The organism is Calditrichia bacterium (assembly GCA_020634975.1).
Lineage (GTDB): Bacteria > Calditrichota > Calditrichia > RBG-13-44-9 > J075 > JACKAQ01.
The window spans coordinates 558457-576015 of record JACKAQ010000003.1; the positions used below are offsets into that span (position 1 = coordinate 558457).

17 protein-coding genes are annotated in these 17559 nt (G+C 45.5%); 12 read left to right on the forward strand and 5 right to left on the reverse strand.

Annotated elements, in window-relative coordinates; all coding sequences use genetic code 11:
- The first annotated feature begins 71 nt into the window (after positions 1-71).
- Complete coding sequence (locus H6629_19955) at positions 72-221, forward strand: DUF2256 domain-containing protein (GenBank protein MCB9070055.1); 150 nt, start codon at positions 72-74, stop codon at positions 219-221.
- A gap of 1 nt (position 222) precedes the next feature.
- Here H6629_19955 and H6629_19960 read toward each other — a convergent pair whose 3' ends face one another.
- The 5 genes from H6629_19960 to H6629_19980 form a co-directional block, all read right to left on the reverse strand.
- Complete coding sequence (locus tag H6629_19960) at positions 223-1023, reverse strand: ParA family protein (protein MCB9070056.1); 801 nt, start codon at positions 1021-1023, stop codon at positions 223-225.
- A gap of 262 nt (positions 1024-1285) precedes the next feature.
- Positions 1286-1810, reverse strand: coding sequence for a peptidylprolyl isomerase (locus H6629_19965; GenBank protein MCB9070057.1), 525 nt, complete (start codon positions 1808-1810; stop codon positions 1286-1288).
- 15 nt (positions 1811-1825) lie between these two features.
- Positions 1826-2236, reverse strand: a complete 411-nt coding sequence (msrB, locus tag H6629_19970; protein MCB9070058.1) for a peptide-methionine (R)-S-oxide reductase MsrB — start codon at positions 2234-2236, stop codon at positions 1826-1828.
- A 302-nt stretch (positions 2237-2538) separates the two neighbouring features.
- Positions 2539-4056 (reverse strand): insulinase family protein, encoded by a 1518-nt coding sequence (locus tag H6629_19975; GenBank protein ID MCB9070059.1) that lies wholly within the window; start codon positions 4054-4056, stop codon positions 2539-2541.
- On the reverse strand, positions 4043-5392 hold the full coding sequence (locus H6629_19980; protein MCB9070060.1) for an insulinase family protein: 1350 nt from the start codon (positions 5390-5392) through the stop codon (positions 4043-4045). The genes H6629_19975 and H6629_19980 overlap by 14 nt, the downstream gene beginning before the upstream one ends.
- Before the next feature lie 253 nt (positions 5393-5645).
- Between H6629_19980 and H6629_19985 the strand changes: the two genes are divergently transcribed.
- The 11 genes from H6629_19985 (at position 5646) to H6629_20035 (ending at position 17412) form a co-directional block, all read left to right on the forward strand.
- Positions 5646-6218, forward strand: a complete 573-nt coding sequence (locus H6629_19985; GenBank protein MCB9070061.1) for a rhomboid family intramembrane serine protease — start codon at positions 5646-5648, stop codon at positions 6216-6218.
- Between the two features lie 32 nt (positions 6219-6250).
- Positions 6251-7255 carry a hypothetical protein gene (locus H6629_19990; GenBank protein ID MCB9070062.1) on the forward strand — a complete coding sequence of 335 codons (1005 nt, stop codon included), beginning with the start codon at positions 6251-6253 and terminating at the stop codon, positions 7253-7255.
- A gap of 252 nt (positions 7256-7507) precedes the next feature.
- Complete coding sequence (gene rseP / locus H6629_19995; GenBank protein ID MCB9070063.1) at positions 7508-8836, forward strand: RIP metalloprotease RseP; 1329 nt, start codon at positions 7508-7510, stop codon at positions 8834-8836.
- Positions 8837-8851: 15 nt separating this feature from the next.
- On the forward strand, positions 8852-9676 hold the full coding sequence (locus tag H6629_20000; GenBank protein MCB9070064.1) for an undecaprenyl-diphosphate phosphatase: 825 nt from the start codon (positions 8852-8854) through the stop codon (positions 9674-9676).
- 219 nt (positions 9677-9895) lie between these two features.
- On the forward strand, positions 9896-11341 hold the full coding sequence (locus H6629_20005) for a sodium-dependent transporter (protein ID MCB9070065.1): 1446 nt from the start codon (positions 9896-9898) through the stop codon (positions 11339-11341).
- 305 nt (positions 11342-11646) lie between these two features.
- Entirely contained in the window at positions 11647-12663 is a 1017-nt protein-coding gene (gene holA / locus H6629_20010) for a DNA polymerase III subunit delta (protein ID MCB9070066.1), read from the forward strand.
- A 55-nt stretch (positions 12664-12718) separates the two neighbouring features.
- Positions 12719-13321, forward strand: coding sequence for a sigma-70 family RNA polymerase sigma factor (locus H6629_20015; GenBank protein ID MCB9070067.1), 603 nt, complete (start codon positions 12719-12721; stop codon positions 13319-13321).
- A gap of 22 nt (positions 13322-13343) precedes the next feature.
- Complete coding sequence (locus H6629_20020; GenBank protein MCB9070068.1) at positions 13344-13910, forward strand: hypothetical protein; 567 nt, start codon at positions 13344-13346, stop codon at positions 13908-13910.
- Positions 13911-14112: 202 nt separating this feature from the next.
- Positions 14113-15780 (forward strand): GAF domain-containing protein, encoded by a 1668-nt coding sequence (locus tag H6629_20025; GenBank protein MCB9070069.1) that lies wholly within the window; start codon positions 14113-14115, stop codon positions 15778-15780.
- A gap of 127 nt (positions 15781-15907) precedes the next feature.
- A complete protein-coding gene (locus H6629_20030) occupies positions 15908-17233 on the forward strand; it encodes an alkaline phosphatase family protein (protein ID MCB9070070.1) in 1326 nt (441 codons plus the stop codon).
- Between the two features lie 26 nt (positions 17234-17259).
- Positions 17260-17412 (forward strand): hypothetical protein, encoded by a 153-nt coding sequence (locus tag H6629_20035; GenBank protein MCB9070071.1) that lies wholly within the window; start codon positions 17260-17262, stop codon positions 17410-17412.
- Positions 17413-17559 lie beyond the last annotated feature (147 nt).

The following is a 17559-nucleotide window of genomic DNA, read 5'->3' on the forward strand; positions in this document are numbered from 1 at the left end:
TTGTCACATGATAAAGACCGAAGTAAGATACTGAACTTAATTTATTTATTCAAATTTCCTGAAAAGTTGACATGAAAAAAGAAAATTTTCCTACAAAAATTTGCATTAACTGCAACCGCCCGTTTAAATGGCGCAGAAAATGGAAAAACTGTTGGGATAGTGTTAAATATTGCAGCGAACGCTGCCGGAGAAACCGACAAATGTCCCATAAAAAAGAGTAGGTTATTGTGGAATCAATTCTTGCGCCTTTTTTTCGTATCTTTCAATCACTTCATTTGCCAATCTAAAATAATCAATAGCGCCACGACTGCGCGGTTTGTATTCAAAAATGGTGCATCCGCGTGCCGGTGCTTCCGCCAATGATGCGTTCACCCGGATGGTTGTTTTGGTGAGCGTTCCGTTAAATGTTTGCCCCAATCGTTCCCGTATTTTAATGGAAAGCTTGCTTCGGGCATCATACATCACCGGAACAACAACAGAAGCTTTGATATTGTGATTACTGAATTTACGCACTTTGCTAATGAGGGTGATCGTCCGTTTAATTGCCTCGAAACCTAAAAACTGGCATTGCACCGGAATGATCACATCTTTAACATAAGCGAGTGCATTAATGGTAAGAAAACCGGAGGAAGGCGGACAATCGATCAGTACGTAATCGTAGTTCGGGTGTTGCGGTTCGAGGACATTTTTTAACAGATAACAAAAGTAAGTATCCTGCGATTTCACAAACATATTGGAAAGCGATAATTCCATGCCCTTCAGCTTTTTGCCACCCGGTAAAATGTGCAGTTTTTCGCTGTAGGTTTGAACAACTTCCTCAAATTTCAGGTGCTTTTCCAACAAATATTCGATGCCCTTAATTTGGAACGAATCGATACCAAAGCTGCGGGTTAAATCGTTTTGCGGATCCAAATCAACCAATAGAACCTTTTTGCCCATCAAACTAAGGGCTGCCCCCAAATTGGCTGTTAAGGTTGTTTTCCCAACACCACCTTTCAAACAAACCACAGCTAATGCAACCAAATGCCACCTCTTTCCTGATATTAATCCCTCGCCCACAATCCTTTGTGCATAGATACAAAAATCTTGTGAACCACAGCCTGATGCTAAAAAATGCAAAATCATTTCTGTTTTGGCTCGTTGCAACTCACATTTTCGGAAAGTTATTTTTTTTAGAGGAATAGCAAATAAGAGACGTATTCGCAAAAAAAAGGTGCGATCAATGTGGTCGCACCTTTTTGGAAATAAATGTAATGAAAAAAACCGGATCGAGTATTTCGGTTAATCAGCTCAGATTCGGAAAATTGCGATCGAGCGTCTGGTTCCACTCGGATACGCGATCTTTCACCGGTTCGAATATTGCATCCGTATCGCCATCGATGGACACTTTGGTGATCGTATCGCCTTGCCGGATGCTGTCAACCACTTTCTGATCGCTGTCATCCAGCACTTTTCCGAACACTGTGTGATTGTTATCCAACCAAGGCGTGGGAACATGCGTGATAAAAAACTGGCTGCCATTTGTTCCGCGTCCGGCATTGGCCATCGACAGAATCCCTGGCGAATCGTGTTTCAGATCGCGCACAAATTCATCCTCAAATCGATAGCCCGGACCTCCGCGCCCATCACCGTTCGGGCAACCGCCCTGAACCATAAAATCGGGAATCACCCGGTGAAAAATCAGGTTGTCGTAATATCCGCGGTTGGCCAAGTTTACAAAATTTGCTACCGTTAGCGGCGTTTTATCGGCATATAATTCCATTCGGATATCGCCTTTGCTGGTGTGCAGCGTAAGTTTTGGATTGCTCATTCACATACCCTTTCATTATTTATCAGATTTTTTCGGTTCAAAATCCAGCGATGCAGAGTTGATGCAATAGCGCTGTCCGGTTGGCTGGGGACCGTCCGGGAAAACGTGTCCCAGATGTGCGTTGCATTGACTGCAAAGTACTTCTGTTCGCACCATCCCGTAACTGGTATCCGTTTCCATATCAATATTTTCATTGTTTGCAGGTTTGAAAAAACTGGGCCATCCGCAACCGGAATCGTATTTGGTATCGGATTCAAACAGTTCCGCGCCGCAGCACACACAGCGGTAAAGGCCTGTTTCTTTATGATCATAAAATTTCCCGGTAAACGCACGTTCTGTGCCTTTTTTACGGGTTACTTCGTATTGCTCCGGCGTCAATTCCTTACGCCATTCGTCATCAGATTTATTGATTTTTTTAAGTTTCATGCGTTTCTCCAATGTTTTTGAACATCAATTCATATTGGCACAATAAAGTTCCACGGTACAAAAAAAAGCCCCGCACGGCGCGGGGCTAAACTTCATCGAACCTCAGGTAATTTGTTGCTAGCAAACCACCGCCGAGGCTCCTGATTTACATTCTATCACAGGATCACCTCCTTTCACAGGGTATTCATATGCGCACCCGAAATTTCCCTGGTAACATTCCCGGCGCAGCACCACTGTGGGAGAAATATATGCGATGTGCAGAAACTTGTCAACAATTTTTCTGTCCATGCGCCATTTTTTTTCTATTCGGCCGGTGCCCCTTTTCCAACAAACATATCGTCAACCGGAACGATTTTTACATTTTCAGCAGCGATCTGCAACGGATACGATTGGATTTCTTTGTCCTCCAGCAGAATTGCTTCCGGCTTTGGCGAATCGTAGCTGATTGGGCTTGGGGTGTTGTTTACCAACGTTTCTTTCAGCCCTTCTGCATCTGCGGTGATGAAAACCGCTTTCACATTTTTATAGTCGAAATGCTTTTTGAGTGCGGTGTTCACTTCTTCCAATGTGATTTCGTCGAGCAGGCTGCGGAATTTTTTCCAGTGATCGCCATCGATGCCGTAATAGTTGTCATCCAACGCATAACCGAGTTGCAACATGGTCGTCGGTGCATAGTGTAACACATAGTTTTTCAAAAACTTACGGGTCAGTTCGAAATCCGATTCGCTCATCCCGTTATCCACCAGTTTTTGCAATTCGCGGAGTGCAGCACGGAATGCGAAAACCCGTGTTTCGTTGGGCACCGGACGAATCCAGACCTGGAAAATTTGTTGGTGACGCGCCACGTTGGGGGGCGGAAACTGGCGGGCATAGCCAAGCGGAAAGTGCTCGATGTAAGCATAATCCCCGTAATTCAGCCCGCGTTCTTCACGTATAATCTGATACAAATGTGAGCTGGAATTGCGGTGTTCACCCAACCACGAGGTGGCAATTGCCAACGCGTAAAATTCGCGGCTGCCACGCAACACATCGATCGGATAGCCAAAGCTGATCGCCGTCGCGTTGGCATTTTTCTCGATAATTTTGACATGCATGCCATCAATCGCAGGCGGGTTTATGGCAACTGTTGCATCCGGGGTTCCGGCGGGCAGCGCCAGCAAATCCTGCTGCATGGTTTTGGCGAATGAACTGCTGTATCCGCCGCCCAAACCCAACACCAGATTTGCCTGTGTGTAATGGGTTTGATAAAACGATTTCACATCGTCCAGTGTAATCGCCTGCAAACTATTGATGTGCCCTTCTTCCAAATGTTCGTACGGCGTTCCGGCAAAAATAAATTCATACAGCGCTTCTTTGCCGAATTCTTCATCTTGCGCATAGCGCAGCGATTTTTCTACATAATTGAGCGTATTTGTTTTCACACGATCAAAATCATCCTGGTTAAATGCAGGGTGAAGCAGAACATCTTTCAGTAATGCGTAATATGCATCCAGATTATCTTTGTGGGTGCGACCGTAAAATACGGTCATTTCCTTATCCACCTGATTGTTGATTGAGGCGGCCATCGGATACAATTTTTCGAGAATTTGTTCGTATGTATAATTTTGGGTTGCGCCCTCGGTGAGCATCGATGCGGTGAGTGCAGCCAGCCCTTCTTTTCCGGCGGGATCATCCATCGAGCCAACCGTGAACATCACCCGGAATGCAACAGTCGGGTCTTCGGGAACCGGCATCGCAACTGTTTCAACTGCCGGTTTCTGCTGGCAGGAAAACAGGATCAGCGCGCCGATCAGCAAGGTTATCCATTTATTCAGCGTCATTTTGTTTCTCCTTCAAAATAAGGGTGGTTCGGCGATCGTTTTGCAAATAGTATTCGGCGGCAGCGCGCACATCTTCGGGCGTCACGCTTTCCAACGTTTTGTAAAATTGATCAACCGATTCCAGATCGCCGTTTAAAGCAACCATCCGCGCAAGGCTGGATGTCACATTTTCCGGCGTGTCCAGTCCCATCAAAAAGTCGTAACGAATCCGGCTTTTGATGTTTTCCAGATCATCCTGGCTCACCAGTTCTTTTTTGAATTCTTCTGCAGCGCCATCAACCTGCTCGATGACGTAATTAATATCATCCGGCGATTTTACCATCGCATAAACGGAGTGAAATTTCGGATCGCGGTTCAACCCGTATCCGCCGGAGATGAACTGCACTTTTTGTTCGCGAATCACCAATTGTTTGTACAACTCGCTGTTTTCGCCAAACGCGAATTCCCACAACAAATATCCGGCTGCGTTGCGTTTGGATGTTGCATCGAACGCTTCGCTTTTGTATGCCAGCCAAACCAACGGCAATGTCCGGCCGTCGTATTCGATGGTTTTCTGACGCTCGCCTTTTTGCATATCTTCTTGTTTTATCTCAGGTTGGGTATAACCTTTTTCCCAATCGCCGTAATATTTTTCGATCAGCGATTTGGCATCCGCTGCATCGAAATCGCCTGCCAATAGCAACACACAATTTTCCGGGCGATAATAGCGATTGAAAAATGATTTGCTGTAATCGTACTGATTGGGCATTTCTTTGATATCGCGTTCGAAACCCATTGTGGTGTGTTTATAGGTATGTTGGTCAAATGCGAGGTTGGAAATTTCCTCGTACGCAACGGACCACGGACTCACCCGGTTTTTGCGATATTCGCCGTAAACCGCACCGGCTTCCGTGCGGAACGGACCCTCCGCATACGATAAATTCTGGAAGCGATCGCTTTCCAGATTCATCGTCGTTTCCAGATTTTCGCTGGAAATAACCATCGTGTAACAGGTGTAGTCATCGGTTGTGTAAGCGTTGTTATCTGCACCCATTTCGGTAATGGTGCGTTCGTACTCTTCAGCGGGAATATTTTCGGTACCGCGGAACATCATGTGTTCAAAAAAATGGGCAAATCCGCTTTTTCCGGGCTCCCACTCGTCCCGGCTACCGGTTCTTACAACCGTATAATAAGCAATTAAACCGCTTCCCTTCATGGGAATCAGGATCGTTTTGAAACCGTTTGGCAGCGTATAATTTTCGTATTGATACGGAAAAAATTGCTGTCCAAACGATTGAGAAAGCAGGATTGCGCAAAATGCAATCACAAACAAACCCAATCGGTTGCGATGTTTCATTACAGGCCTCCGTTCGTATTTAGAATGTATGATTTAAAACGCGTTGATATCTCAAGCAGTTGTAAAATTAATCATTTAATCAATTTCATCCTACTGATTTTGGACAAGATTGTTGCATGAAAATTAAGGCAGTAAATAGCAAGCCTATAAATGTTTGGAATTCCACAAAGTGATTCGTTATATTTGCCAGATGAAGGGACGGTAATAGCACCAGTGAAACCTCAAAAGCAATGTTGACGGTAGAGAATCTCAGATGGGAATAACATACAACGCACCTTTTGTGTTAACATACGCACTGGTTGCTGTTTCGGTGATAGCTTATAACACATTCGTCGACCCTACGGTAATTCCGTTTTACTTTACCCTTCAACCCTATTATAGTTACGAAGACCCGCTATTCTACTTCCGGTTATTTTCCTATGCCGTTGGTCACGGCAGTTGGGAACATTTGATCGACAATTTCATATATCTGTTGCTGATTGGACCATATTTGGAGGAAAAATACGGCAGCCAAAGCGTGTTTTCCATGGCGCTGTTTACGGCAGTGATAACCAGTTTGTTGTATCTGGGGTTTTTGGTCGTTGCGCCAAATGCCCAACCGTCGAGCATTGTTGGCTCCAGCGGCATCGTTTTTATGATGATTTTGCTGGGCTCTTTTACGAATGTTCGCTCCGGTCATATTCCGCTGACGTTCATTTTCATCATGTTGTTTTTCATGGGAACGCAAGTCATTAACGCTTTTGACGATAATCAGATATCAGAGTTCGCTCATATTGTCGGCGGTATCTGTGGCAGTTTTTTTGGATTCGTAAAAAACAAAAAATAGCTAACCGGTCATCAAACGAAACTATGTAGATTATGGGAAAAGTAACCAAATTTTTATCACTTGACGAACAATACGAACAGGCGCAATCCTGTCTTAAAAAAGGCGATATTGCCGGCGCTGTAAAACATATCAAAGCAGCGTTGGTAAAACGTCAAAATCCCGGTGGATGGGGCTTGCTGGGATGGTCCATGCTGCAAAAAGGTGAATATCGCGAAGGCTTGAGCGCGGCAAAAAAGATGCGCAATACAGCACTTAAAGTGCCATCCAAACCGTTGCTGGCCATTGCTGATTGCCTGATGGGACGCATTCATCACGAGGCCGGACGCAAAGTGCTGGCCGAACGCTATTACCGCGAATCGCTGGATGCACATCCTCGCACGGAAACCTGCGTTTTTCTGGGCGTATTGCTAAACGAACAGGGTCGCAGCATCGAAGCGAAAGTATATTTCCAGAAAGCGTTGCAAATTGATCCGCAGGATGTTGAAGCACGTTACAACATGGCACGCTGGTATTACACCCATCGCGATTACGAGCGTACGGTAAAGCATTTGCGTATGGTTCTGGATTTTAACCCCGGATACGCGGATGCGGTAGAATTACTCACCATCGCGCTGTGGCAATTTGGCAGCACCGGCTTTCAGCAAGCCCGGGAATTGCTGGAAACCAGCGTCATCAGCGATATTATTAATGTACGCAAACAATTGTTGCTGGCACTCACTTACCGGTTGCTCAACAAAACCAAAGATGCCGAAAACACCTTCCGTTTCATCATTTCCGAACTGGAAGAAAACAGCGCAGCGCACCTTCTTTTTGCAAATATGTTGGCTGAAAAAGCCCGCAATCACACGGAAGCAGAGTCGCATTTTCGTAAAGCACTGGAAATTTCACCGGAAAAAGGCGCCAATCATTATTATTATGCAAAATTCCTGATCAACAATGACTGCATCGAGGAAGCGCAGGAACATTTGCAAAACGCTGCCCAGCTCGGTTACGAAAAGGCTGAAATGCTGTTGGAGAACTTTCTGGAAGCGGACTAATTTTAACGGATATTTCTTACCTGCTTTGGTTTTTCCAAAAAAATTCGATAACACTTTATTATCGCAACGGTTATCGGGAAACCGGTGACTTTTCGCTTGGTTGTTTGAATCGGAGCGATCCAATTGTATATTTTGAATTGAAAAAAATGGATCGTCACAATTTAGTTTTCTAATCTTTATCTAACTGAAAAACATATGATTAGCATTTAAATTGCGACGGTTCCAAAAAATGAATCTATTGAGGATGAAAGAATGATTTACATCATCTCCATGATTGTTGTGTTGAGTATTTTGGTGTTTGTTCACGAATTGGGGCACTTTTTGGCTGCGAAAATGTTTGGCGTTCGCGTCGAACGGTTTTCGATCGGTTTTCCACCCAGATTGTTTGGTGTTCAATACGGCGAAACCGATTACTGTATTTCGGCAACGCCGCTGGGCGGATATGTAAAACTGAGCGGAATGGTCGATGAAAGCATGGATGCGGAGCAACTGAACAAAGCCCCGGAGCCGTATGAATTTCGGGCAAAACCGGTTTATCAGCAGGTTGTAATTATTACCGCCGGCGTTATCATGAATTTTATTTTGGCTGTGGGAATTTTGGGCGGCATGGTTTTTATGAATGGCGAGCCGTACAACCCCAGCACTACCATCGGTTACGTTGCCGAAGGCGGCATTGCCGACAGCATCGGCGTTCAGGTTTACGATAAAATTTTGACAATCAACGGACACACGCCGGAAAACTGGCAGCAAGTTGAACGGCTATTTTTCGAAAACATCGGTAAAAATACAACCTTTACAATAGAGCGTAATGGCGAGCAAAAAGAATTTGTGCTGAACTGGGACAATATGACCATGAACGACTTCGAGCGGTTCGGCATTTTTGAATATTTGCCCGCGATGGTTGGCGATGTTTCGGAAGGATATCCGGCAGCAGAAGCCGGTTTACAAAAAGGTGATCGCATTATTGCCGTGAACGATTCCGTCATCCAAAGCTGGATTGAAATGACCGGGATTGTGGTTAAACATCCCGATCAGCCGCTGAATTTCACCTATTTACGCAATGGCGATACTCTGCAAACCAGCATCACGCCAACAGGCGTTGCCGCAAAAATGCAGGACGGCACGGAAACAAATGTCGGCCGCATCGGCATTACCCGTTTTACAGAAACGCGGGAAGTCGGTTTTGCAGCGGCAATGGTTCGCGGATTTAACCAGTGCATCAGCATCGGGCAATTGAACATACGCGGTTTCGGGCGCATTCTCAGCGGGAAAGATTCCGCCAAAGAATCGCTGGCAGGACCGCTGGCAATCGCCCAAATGGCCGGCGATATTGCAGATCGTAACATATGGGATTTACTTCCATTTATGGCATATTTGAGCGTTGTGTTGGCATTCATCAATATTTTACCGATACCGGCGCTGGATGGCGGACACCTGATCATCATTCTCATCGAAGGCATCCGTCGCAAACCGCTGCCGCTCAAAGCAAAAATCATGGTTCAACAGGTCGGGATGGCCATCTTGCTCACGTTCATTGTATTTGTTTTCTACAACGACATCGCACGCTGGATCGCCAGTTAATTTAAGGAGAAACACTTGCCGGAGACAGTTAAGTCTATCATTCTGGGAATCGTTCAGGGATTATCCGAGTTTTTGCCTATTAGCAGTTCAGGACATCTGGTGTTATTTGAAGCCATGCTGGATCATCAACAGGCGGGTATCGCATTTGAAATTTTTGTGCATTTTGGCACGCTGGCGGCCGTCTTCGCCGTGTATTACAAAGATATTTTCGGAATGCTGCGCTATTTGCCCGGCATCCCCAAATTTCTGATGAACGGTATGCGCATCACCAATGAACAAGACCGCTACTGTGCGTTAACTTTTTACATTATCGTTGCAACCATTCCTGCGGTAATTGTCGGGCTGTTTTTCAAAGACACCATCGAGTCACTATTCGACAGCACAACGCTGGTGCTCGGTGCGTTGCTGTTTACAGGTGCAGTAATGTGGAGCTCTCGTTACACTCAGGAAGACAGCAAATTTTTTAACCTCGCAACAGCAATTTTGATCGGTTGCGCACAGGCATTTGCTATCATTCCCGGTATTTCCCGTTCCGGCAGCACGATTGTGATGGCATTGTGGCTGGGCGTAAAACGCGAAACCGCCGCACGGTTTTCATTTCTGCTGTCCATTCCGGTTATTTTGGGTGCGACAATTTTGCAGGTAAAAGATTTTATGGAAGCTCCCCCGCCTTCTGATCAAATGATGAATATTGCATTCGCAACCATCGCTGCGGCGATATCGGGCTATTTTGCCATCATTTTACTGCTGGATATTATCCGCAAACAAAAGCTCGAGTGGTTCGGTGTTTACTGCGTTACCGTCGCGCTTATCGGAATCGTGTATGTGAATTTCTTCTAAGCTTTAGATTTTATTACTATTTAAATTCGATTATTAAGAGCGGTGCCGGTCATCGCTCTTTTTGTTTTTGGGAAGAAATCAAACCGCCGGAATTCCGGACACAAAATTTTTCCCGCCGCAACCCTTCCGCAAATCATTTATTTTTGGTAACTTTAGCAGCTTTTTACAGATTTGGTTTTCTAAATCCGGGAAACATATTCACCCAAAACAACTGGTAATATGGAAAAATTAGAACAATTTTCAAGTCGATGGGCTTTACTTTTAGCAACGATGGGAATGGCAATTGGCGCCGGAAATATCTGGCGTTTTCCGCGACTTGCCGGACAATATGGCGGCGCGTTTCTGATTCCCTGGGCAATTTTTCTGATTTTGTGGTCGATCCCGTTGCTGATGGTAGAATTTTCACTCGGTAAGGAAACCCGCAAAGGTCCCATTGGCGCGTTCGCTAATTTTCTCGGAAAAAAATATGCCTGGATGGGTGCTTTTATTGTCATTTGCACAATGATGATTATGTTTTATTACTCCGTCGTAACCGGATGGGCGTTGCATTATTTTGTCGCTGCAGCCACAGGCATGCTAACCGGTGCGGATCACAACGCTTATTGGAATACCTTCACCGGCGCAAGCTTGCAACCGGTATATTATCATTTGATAGCGTTGAGTATCACATCGCTGATAATTTATCAGGGTGTTGTGAACGGCATCGAACGAGCAAACCGGATTTTGCTGCCATCGCTGCTGGTATTGCTGGTTATTGGGGTCATCCGTTCGCTCACGCTGCCTAATGCGACAGCCGGATTGAACTATCTGTTTGGATTTCACGGTGCATCGCTGAGCGATCCGGCAATGTGGCTGGAGGCGCTTTCGCAATCCGCCTGGTCAACGGGCGCAGGTTGGGGATTGGTGCTTTCCTATTCTGTTTACATGCGCGATCGCGACGATGTTACGCTCAATGCATTCATCACCGGATTTGGCAATAATTCGGCATCGCTGCTGGCTGCTTTGGCAATCATCCCGGCAATTTTTTCGCTCTCCGGCTCGCCCGATGCCGCAATAGAATCGTTGAAAGCCGGTAATCAGGGACTTACATTTATCGTTATTCCACAACTGTTTGAACAACTTCCCGGTGCCCAATTGCTCACCGCGTTTTTCTTTCTGGCGCTGTTTTTTGCAGCAATCAGCTCGCTCATCGCCATGTTCGAGCTTTCCACCCGGATGTTTATGGATTTCGGCATGAGCCGCAAAAAAGCGCTGCCGCTGGTCAGTGCACTCACAGCTGTTGTCGGTTTGCCATCCGCTTTTTCGCTGGATGTCTTCAACAATCAGGATTGGGTTTGGGGGCTTGGCTTGATCATCAGCGGCGGATTTTTCACTTTTGCTGTGCTAAAATCCGGCGTTACAAATTTCCGTAACAAATATTTACTCACTGCCCATAATGATATTCACGTTGGCAATTGGTACGATTGGGTAATGCGCTACCTCATCCCCATCGAAGCAGTTGTATTGTTGGTGTGGTGGTTTTACCGGGAGTGGGTTGGCGATGACTGGTACAACCCGTTCAACGTTTACAGCTTTGGCACATGCCTTGCTCAATGGGGAATTCTAATTATTTTGATGGTTTTGATGAACAACAAGCTCAACCAATGGTTGACAAATCGAGGATAACATGCTGGAATTAACAACTATTATTTTCATGACACTTATTCTCGGATCAATTTGGGGCGGTTTTATTTATTTACTAAACCGCGCTTATCGAAAAGAGAATCGTTAAAAAGCCTCATTTTTCTCACCAACTTTGCCGCTTTTACGCCCATCGCTCAAAAGAAATTCATTTTTTTTTGAGTAGAACTATTTTTTTTGTAATGAAATCAAAATTCATTCGTCTAACTATAGGGAAAGTGGAATTTTAAAAAACGGATTTTCGCCTTCCCGCGAAAGTTAACACAAACTAAACGTAGCAATACGGAACGATGGCAAATAACGGAACATTATATTACCGCCAGGCTGTAACGGAACTCAACAAAAAAACGGTTCACCCGGCATATTTTATTCATGGGGAGGAAGGTTTTTTAATTGACGATCTGGTAGAGCGCATCACCAAAGCTTTTGTCGGGAAACCGCAAAAGGAAATGAATCTGTTTGTGCGTTACGCGCCGGATGCAACATTGGATGATCTGATTTCGCTAACTGCAGGCGGCGGATTATTTTCCGATCGTAAATTGATTGTTTACAAAGATTTCCAGCAGCTGAGAAATGCAAAAACAGATAGTCTGCAACGCTACCTCGAACGACCGGACAGCAATATTTGCCTGATTATTATCGCACGGGTGGATAGTGTGAATCAAGCCAAATACAAACCGCTTCAGGAGATGATGGTTTCTATTCCGGCGCTGCCGCTTCGCGAAAACGAATTGCTCGAATTCATCGAAAAGGAATTTCAGAAATACGACAAATCCATTACACCGGAAGCAGTGCAAACACTCGTTTATTTGGTTGGCGATAAAATTCACGATTTGAAAGCAGAAATTGCGCAGGTGGTTAACGGAACACCGGAAAAAACAGTGCTCGACGAAGCGGATGTGGAAGCAATTGTTGGCGTTTACGGCACACAAAATGTGTTCGAATTAACCCGTGCAATCGCCCAGCGGAAACTTGAAGAAGCGCTGTTTATCCTCCACAATTTGCTGGAAAAAGGCGAAAGCCCGGTGGGAATATTATTCATGTTGTTGCGACACGTCACCATATTATGGAAGATACGTGGTTATTATCAAAGTGGTGAACGCAACGAGCGAGCCATTCAGGGCGGCCTGAAAATTTACCCGAAACACTTCGCCCAGTATGCCCGCGAAACGGCGGCCTGGAGTGGCGGGCAATTACTCGAAGCCATGCGGTTACTAAAGGACTGCGACCGCATGTTGAAATCCAGCCAACTATCCCCGGAGATCGCAATGGATCGCCTGGTTTTCCAGTTGGTTGCTTTAAAATAATTCAATATATTTGGGAACTTCGAATATGGTCAATGGTAAAACACAAGTCGATTACATGAGTGGAAAGTCTGAAATAAAAAAAGTAACTGATGAAACCCTGATCGCAAGATTTCAGCAGGGTGATGTTCAGGCATTCGACGTCTTGGTTCGGCGCTATAAAGATCAACTGCTCAACTATGTTTTCCGGTTTGTCGGTAACCGAACCGATGCGGAAGACATTGTTCAGGAAACCTTTTTACGGGTTTTCAAAAACAAGCATTACTACAAAGAGATCGCCAAATTTTCGACCTGGGTTTACACCATCGCAGGAAATTTGGCGAAGACGGAACTTCGCCGGCGCAAACGGCGAAAAATATTTAGCGTGAGCAATTTTGTAAATGATGAGCGCGATTACGACATCCCGGATACTGCCCGCAACCCGGAACAACGGGTGGACGGCAGCATCAAAGACGATTATATCCAAAGCGCTATCGAGAAGCTACCGTCCAAATTCAAAGAAGTGATTCTTTTGAGAGATGTGCAGGGATTTGCATATGAGGAAATTAGCCAAATACTGAGCATTCCATTGGGAACGGTGAAATCGCGCGTTAACCGGGGTCGATTAAAACTGCAAGAAGATTTGAAATTTTTACTGGAGAGTGAACCTAAAGATGGCTAAAAAAGCACGGTGAGGACGGCCTATGATGAATAGCGACAATTTGCAGGAATATTTTTCGGATTATATCGACGGAGATTTACCGCCACAACAACAATTGGCTTTAGAGGAAAAACTCAGAGAAAATCCGGAAGTTTGGGCAACTGTAGAGCGGATGCGAATCATCCGGGAAGAGATGCGTAAACTGCCCCCCATTAGCGCATCACCTGATTTTGAAAACAGGTTACATCAAAGAATTCAGGGAGTGGCAACCCGCCCTTTATCAGATTCCCCCCTCGCTAACATTATTAGTTGGCGAAACGCAGCAGCGGTAGCTGCAACGGTTCTGGTCGTATCTCTGTCATCGATGTTTATGTGGCAGGGCAGCGAGGGGGATTCTTCCGCGAAACAATTACCGCAGACCACCAATTCATCCACGTTTAATTCGGGGCAGGCTGCTCAGCAAAAGCCACTTCAGTCTGAACAACAACTGACTCCCTCGAAAGAAGCGACAATTGCCAAAGCGAAACAAGATTCCATCAACGCCAAACGCAATCAACAGCTCCAGCAGTTAAAGGACAATATTCAGATTGTTAACGAAAAAGCAGATTAGAAATAGTTTTTAAAACTATTGCGATCTGCTTTTTTTTTGTATATTTGGGAAATTTTGACGATGTTTATCTGCGAACGTTTAAAATTTCCCAAATAATACAGGGACTGTTTAGGTGACCAAAAGCTTCCTCTTAACGATCGTAATTGCAATACTTATAGCAGTGTTGTTGATTGGTTTTCTGCCAAACGACAGTGCTTTTTTTGTGAGCATCAAAATTTTGTTATCGGCGGTGCTGGGTGTTGGGGCTTATGTTTATCTTTTCCGGATTGAGCCGGAAACTGTGGTGGGAATTTTACCTGACGAAGACGAAGAAACAGACACCGGAACCACTCAACAGGACACCACTCCCCTTCCCAAATCATCCGAAAAAAGCGACCCCCGTGGCGTTGAAAATTATTTCGATGATTTTCTGGAAACCCTTTTGCCGCAAATTCAACGCACAACCGTGAGCAAAACGGTTGCGCTGCTGATGGTCAATTTCTACAAAAAGCAATTTTATCTTCGCTCATTTGCATCTGAAACCACAACAAAACCGGACAGCGATATTTTTTTCGGGCTGAGCGAAGGTTTACCGGCACTCATTTTTAAAGAAAAAAAATCGCTGCTGGAAAATAGCCTGCCCGAAAGCGACGGACTTCTCCCCTATCACGATCCCGAAACAAAAGTGCGCTCATTCATCGGCGTTCCGCTCATGTACAACGATTATCTCATCGGCGTGCTCTGCGCCGATTCAGATGTTCAGGGCGCATTCAGCAACGACGATCTCAAAATTCTCGAATCATTCAGCACGTTGATGAGCATTCAACTTGCCTGCAGTAACAAATTGTACGAATACGAAACTGAAAATCGTACCACAAAAATGTTGTATGATTTTACCCGTCAAATTCAGGAAACACAATCACTTAAGGATTTGTGGCAACAGCTCAGTATTGCCTTGAAATCTGTGTTCAAAGCCGATAGCGTTATCATCGCGGAGCGTGCCGGAAAAAGCACGGCAAAAATTACATTTGGTTCGGAAAACAACGGTGTTTATCCGGCTGGCGAAGTATTTCCGAATAACGAAGGTCTGTTGGGCTGGGTGCTTCGCAAAAACGAATGCATCTTGATTGAAGATTTCTCATCGAAAGAAAACTACATTCCGCGAATGAGCCTCAACGAAACGCCGATCACCCAGTTCAAATCGATGTTGGCTGTGCCGGTGGTTTTGGATGGCGATGCCCAAATGGTTGTGTCCATCGAAAGCAAAAAAGCATTCCAATTCGATGAGCAGCACAAAAATATTCTGGAAACAATGGCGTATCAGGTTGCCAATTACCTGGACAAAACCTGGACGATTCGTCAACTGGAGCAGCACAATTTAATTGACCCTGAAAGCGGTTTGGGGAATCATCGCGGGCTATTAAAAGAGCTGGAAAAAGAGATCGATCGCGCGAAATCGTTCGACAAAATATTCTGTTTGCAATTGCTAAAAATTTCAACCGCGAAAGCGGATCTCGCCCCGCAAATTTACGATCGTTTGGTACGCGAAGTGCTGGCTTTTACCATTCCATTGTTTGGAAAAAACACCTATCTTTTTAAAATGAACGACTCGGAATTTGCCCTGTTGTGGCCGGAGCAGGTGTTGCGTGAAGTATTCTCGCAATTCCAGGAAATCTATCGCAAAATTGCCCAAAAACGCCCGTGGGTCGACGGACATGTTGAAAAAGTTTACGTCAATTGCGGCGTTGTTGAATACCCGCAAATGGGGCAATCGGTGAATGAATTGATCGAAAACGCCCGAAAAGCCCTGCGAAAAGCTGAGCAGCGCGGCCCAAATACGATGGAAATTTTCGAAGACCCGCAAAATGGTCGTGGTAAAGAAACCACTTAATTTTTGCAAATCAGGGCAGGAATTCTGCCCAAAACCAACCTGCCAAACAGTTGTTAACATTCCGGTTATGTCCAAGATAATCAACACTGCATCAAATATTGACCGCTGCAAAACCTGGGGAGATAACATGCGCACCTTACGTTGCTTACCAATCATTTTACTATTTTGGGCAACACTTTTTGCTCAGGAATCTTTGTTACAATCCGGACCGATGGTCGGATATTCGGAAATGCGCGAAGTGCTGTTGTGGGCGCAAACCAATCAACCGGCGAAAATTTCGTTCCGGTATTGGGAAGCGGGTAAACGCAATTCAGCCAAAATTTCTGACGAAGTAAACACCAAAAAATCAGATGCTTATACGGCTAAAATTCCTATCGGACTATTGGAACCTGGATTGGTTTACGAATACGAATTGCTGATCAACGGAAAAGTGGTAAAGCGCCCCTACCCGCTCAAATTCCAGACCCAAAAATTATGGCAATGGCGGGAAGATCCGCCGGCGGTCAAATTTGTAATCGGCAGTTGCGCGTATGTGAACGAACCCGTTTACGATCGCCCCGGCACGCCGTATGGCGCGAATTACGAAATTTTCACGGCGATTCACCAAAAACAACCGGAATTTATGATTTGGATGGGCGACAACACCTATCTCCGCGAAGCGGACTGGTTCAGCCGCAGCGGCATTTTGCATCGCTACACCCACACCCGTTCGCTGCCGGAATTGCAGCCGTTGTGGGGTTCCACCCATCATTTCGCTATTTGGGACGATCACGATTACGGCCCGAACAATAGCGATCGCAGCTTCCGCGAAAAAGCAACCACGCTGGAAACCTTCAAATTATTTTGGGGAAATCCATCTTTCGGGCTGGAAAGTTCACCGGGCGTGACAACAATGTTTCAGTGGGCGGATCTCGATTTTTTTATGCTGGATAATCGTTCCAACCGCAGCCCGGAATACCGCACCACCGGCGAACGAACCATCCTTGGCGATGCCCAAATCGAATGGTTGATCGACGCGCTGAAGGGCAGTTTTGCGCCGTTCAAATTTGTGGTGGTTGGCGGACAATTTTTGAACAGCTTCGATCGTTACGAAACCTTCAGCACATTACCGGCTGAGCGCGAGCGGATACTCAACGCAATTGCGCAGGAACGCATTCCCGGCGTATTTTTTCTGGATGGCGACCGGCACCACACCGAACTGTCCAAACTGGAACGCTATCGCGATTACCCGATTTACGATTTAACCGTTTCGCCGCTGACCGCCGGACCAAACCCGCGCGCTGCCAACGAAGCCAATCGCTATCGCGAAGACGGCACATTTTACGGCGACCGCAATTTTGCAGTGCTGGAAGTGAACGGACCACGCCGGGAACGTGTTCTGAAAATAACCATTTTTGACACAGCCGGAAACGAAGTATGGAATCGCAGCATCGAAGCTAAAGATTTACAATAGGTTACAAAAATCGGCCGGGTGAATGAATGAAAACATTCTGGATTGCGCTGCTCATTTTGGTTTTGGTTGGACACGTTATTTGGTTCATCATCTACGCCATCCGCGTGCTGAAAAACGATGATGTGCAGATCCACATACCGGAAAAATCGGACAGAGATGATCGCCAACCGAAAAATTGATGAACACATTGAATTCGTCATCGCAACGGCAACCCTTTGCGATGGCGAATAATTATTCTGCAGACAAATTTTAAACCCCCATTTAAATTAACCGAAACCACAAAATTTCATTTATCACAATTTTTTACAGAATTGTGAGCGGCGGAT

Excerpts from the sequence above, each read along its gene's own strand:
- H6629_19955 (MCB9070055.1), top strand. The coding sequence starts at position 72 with ATGAAAAAAGAAAATTTTCCTACAAAAATTTGCATTAACTGCAACCGC.
- H6629_19965 (MCB9070057.1), bottom strand. The coding sequence starts at position 1,810 with ATGAGCAATCCAAAACTTACGCTGCACACCAGCAAAGGCGATATCCGA.
- msrB (MCB9070058.1), bottom strand. The coding sequence starts at position 2,236 with ATGAAACTTAAAAAAATCAATAAATCTGATGACGAATGGCGTAAGGAA.
- H6629_19975 (MCB9070059.1), bottom strand. The coding sequence starts at position 4,056 with ATGACGCTGAATAAATGGATAACCTTGCTGATCGGCGCGCTGATCCTG.
- H6629_19980 (MCB9070060.1), bottom strand. The coding sequence starts at position 5,392 with ATGAAACATCGCAACCGATTGGGTTTGTTTGTGATTGCATTTTGCGCA.
- H6629_19985 (MCB9070061.1), top strand. The coding sequence starts at position 5,646 with ATGGGAATAACATACAACGCACCTTTTGTGTTAACATACGCACTGGTT.
- H6629_19990 (MCB9070062.1), top strand. The coding sequence starts at position 6,251 with ATGGGAAAAGTAACCAAATTTTTATCACTTGACGAACAATACGAACAG.
- rseP (MCB9070063.1), top strand. The coding sequence starts at position 7,508 with ATGATTTACATCATCTCCATGATTGTTGTGTTGAGTATTTTGGTGTTT.
- H6629_20005 (MCB9070065.1), top strand. The coding sequence starts at position 9,896 with ATGGAAAAATTAGAACAATTTTCAAGTCGATGGGCTTTACTTTTAGCA.
- holA (MCB9070066.1), top strand. The coding sequence starts at position 11,647 with ATGGCAAATAACGGAACATTATATTACCGCCAGGCTGTAACGGAACTC.
- H6629_20015 (MCB9070067.1), top strand. The coding sequence starts at position 12,719 with ATGAGTGGAAAGTCTGAAATAAAAAAAGTAACTGATGAAACCCTGATC.
- H6629_20020 (MCB9070068.1), top strand. The coding sequence starts at position 13,344 with ATGATGAATAGCGACAATTTGCAGGAATATTTTTCGGATTATATCGAC.
- H6629_20030 (MCB9070070.1), top strand. The coding sequence starts at position 15,908 with ATGCGCACCTTACGTTGCTTACCAATCATTTTACTATTTTGGGCAACA.
- H6629_20035 (MCB9070071.1), top strand. The coding sequence starts at position 17,260 with ATGAAAACATTCTGGATTGCGCTGCTCATTTTGGTTTTGGTTGGACAC.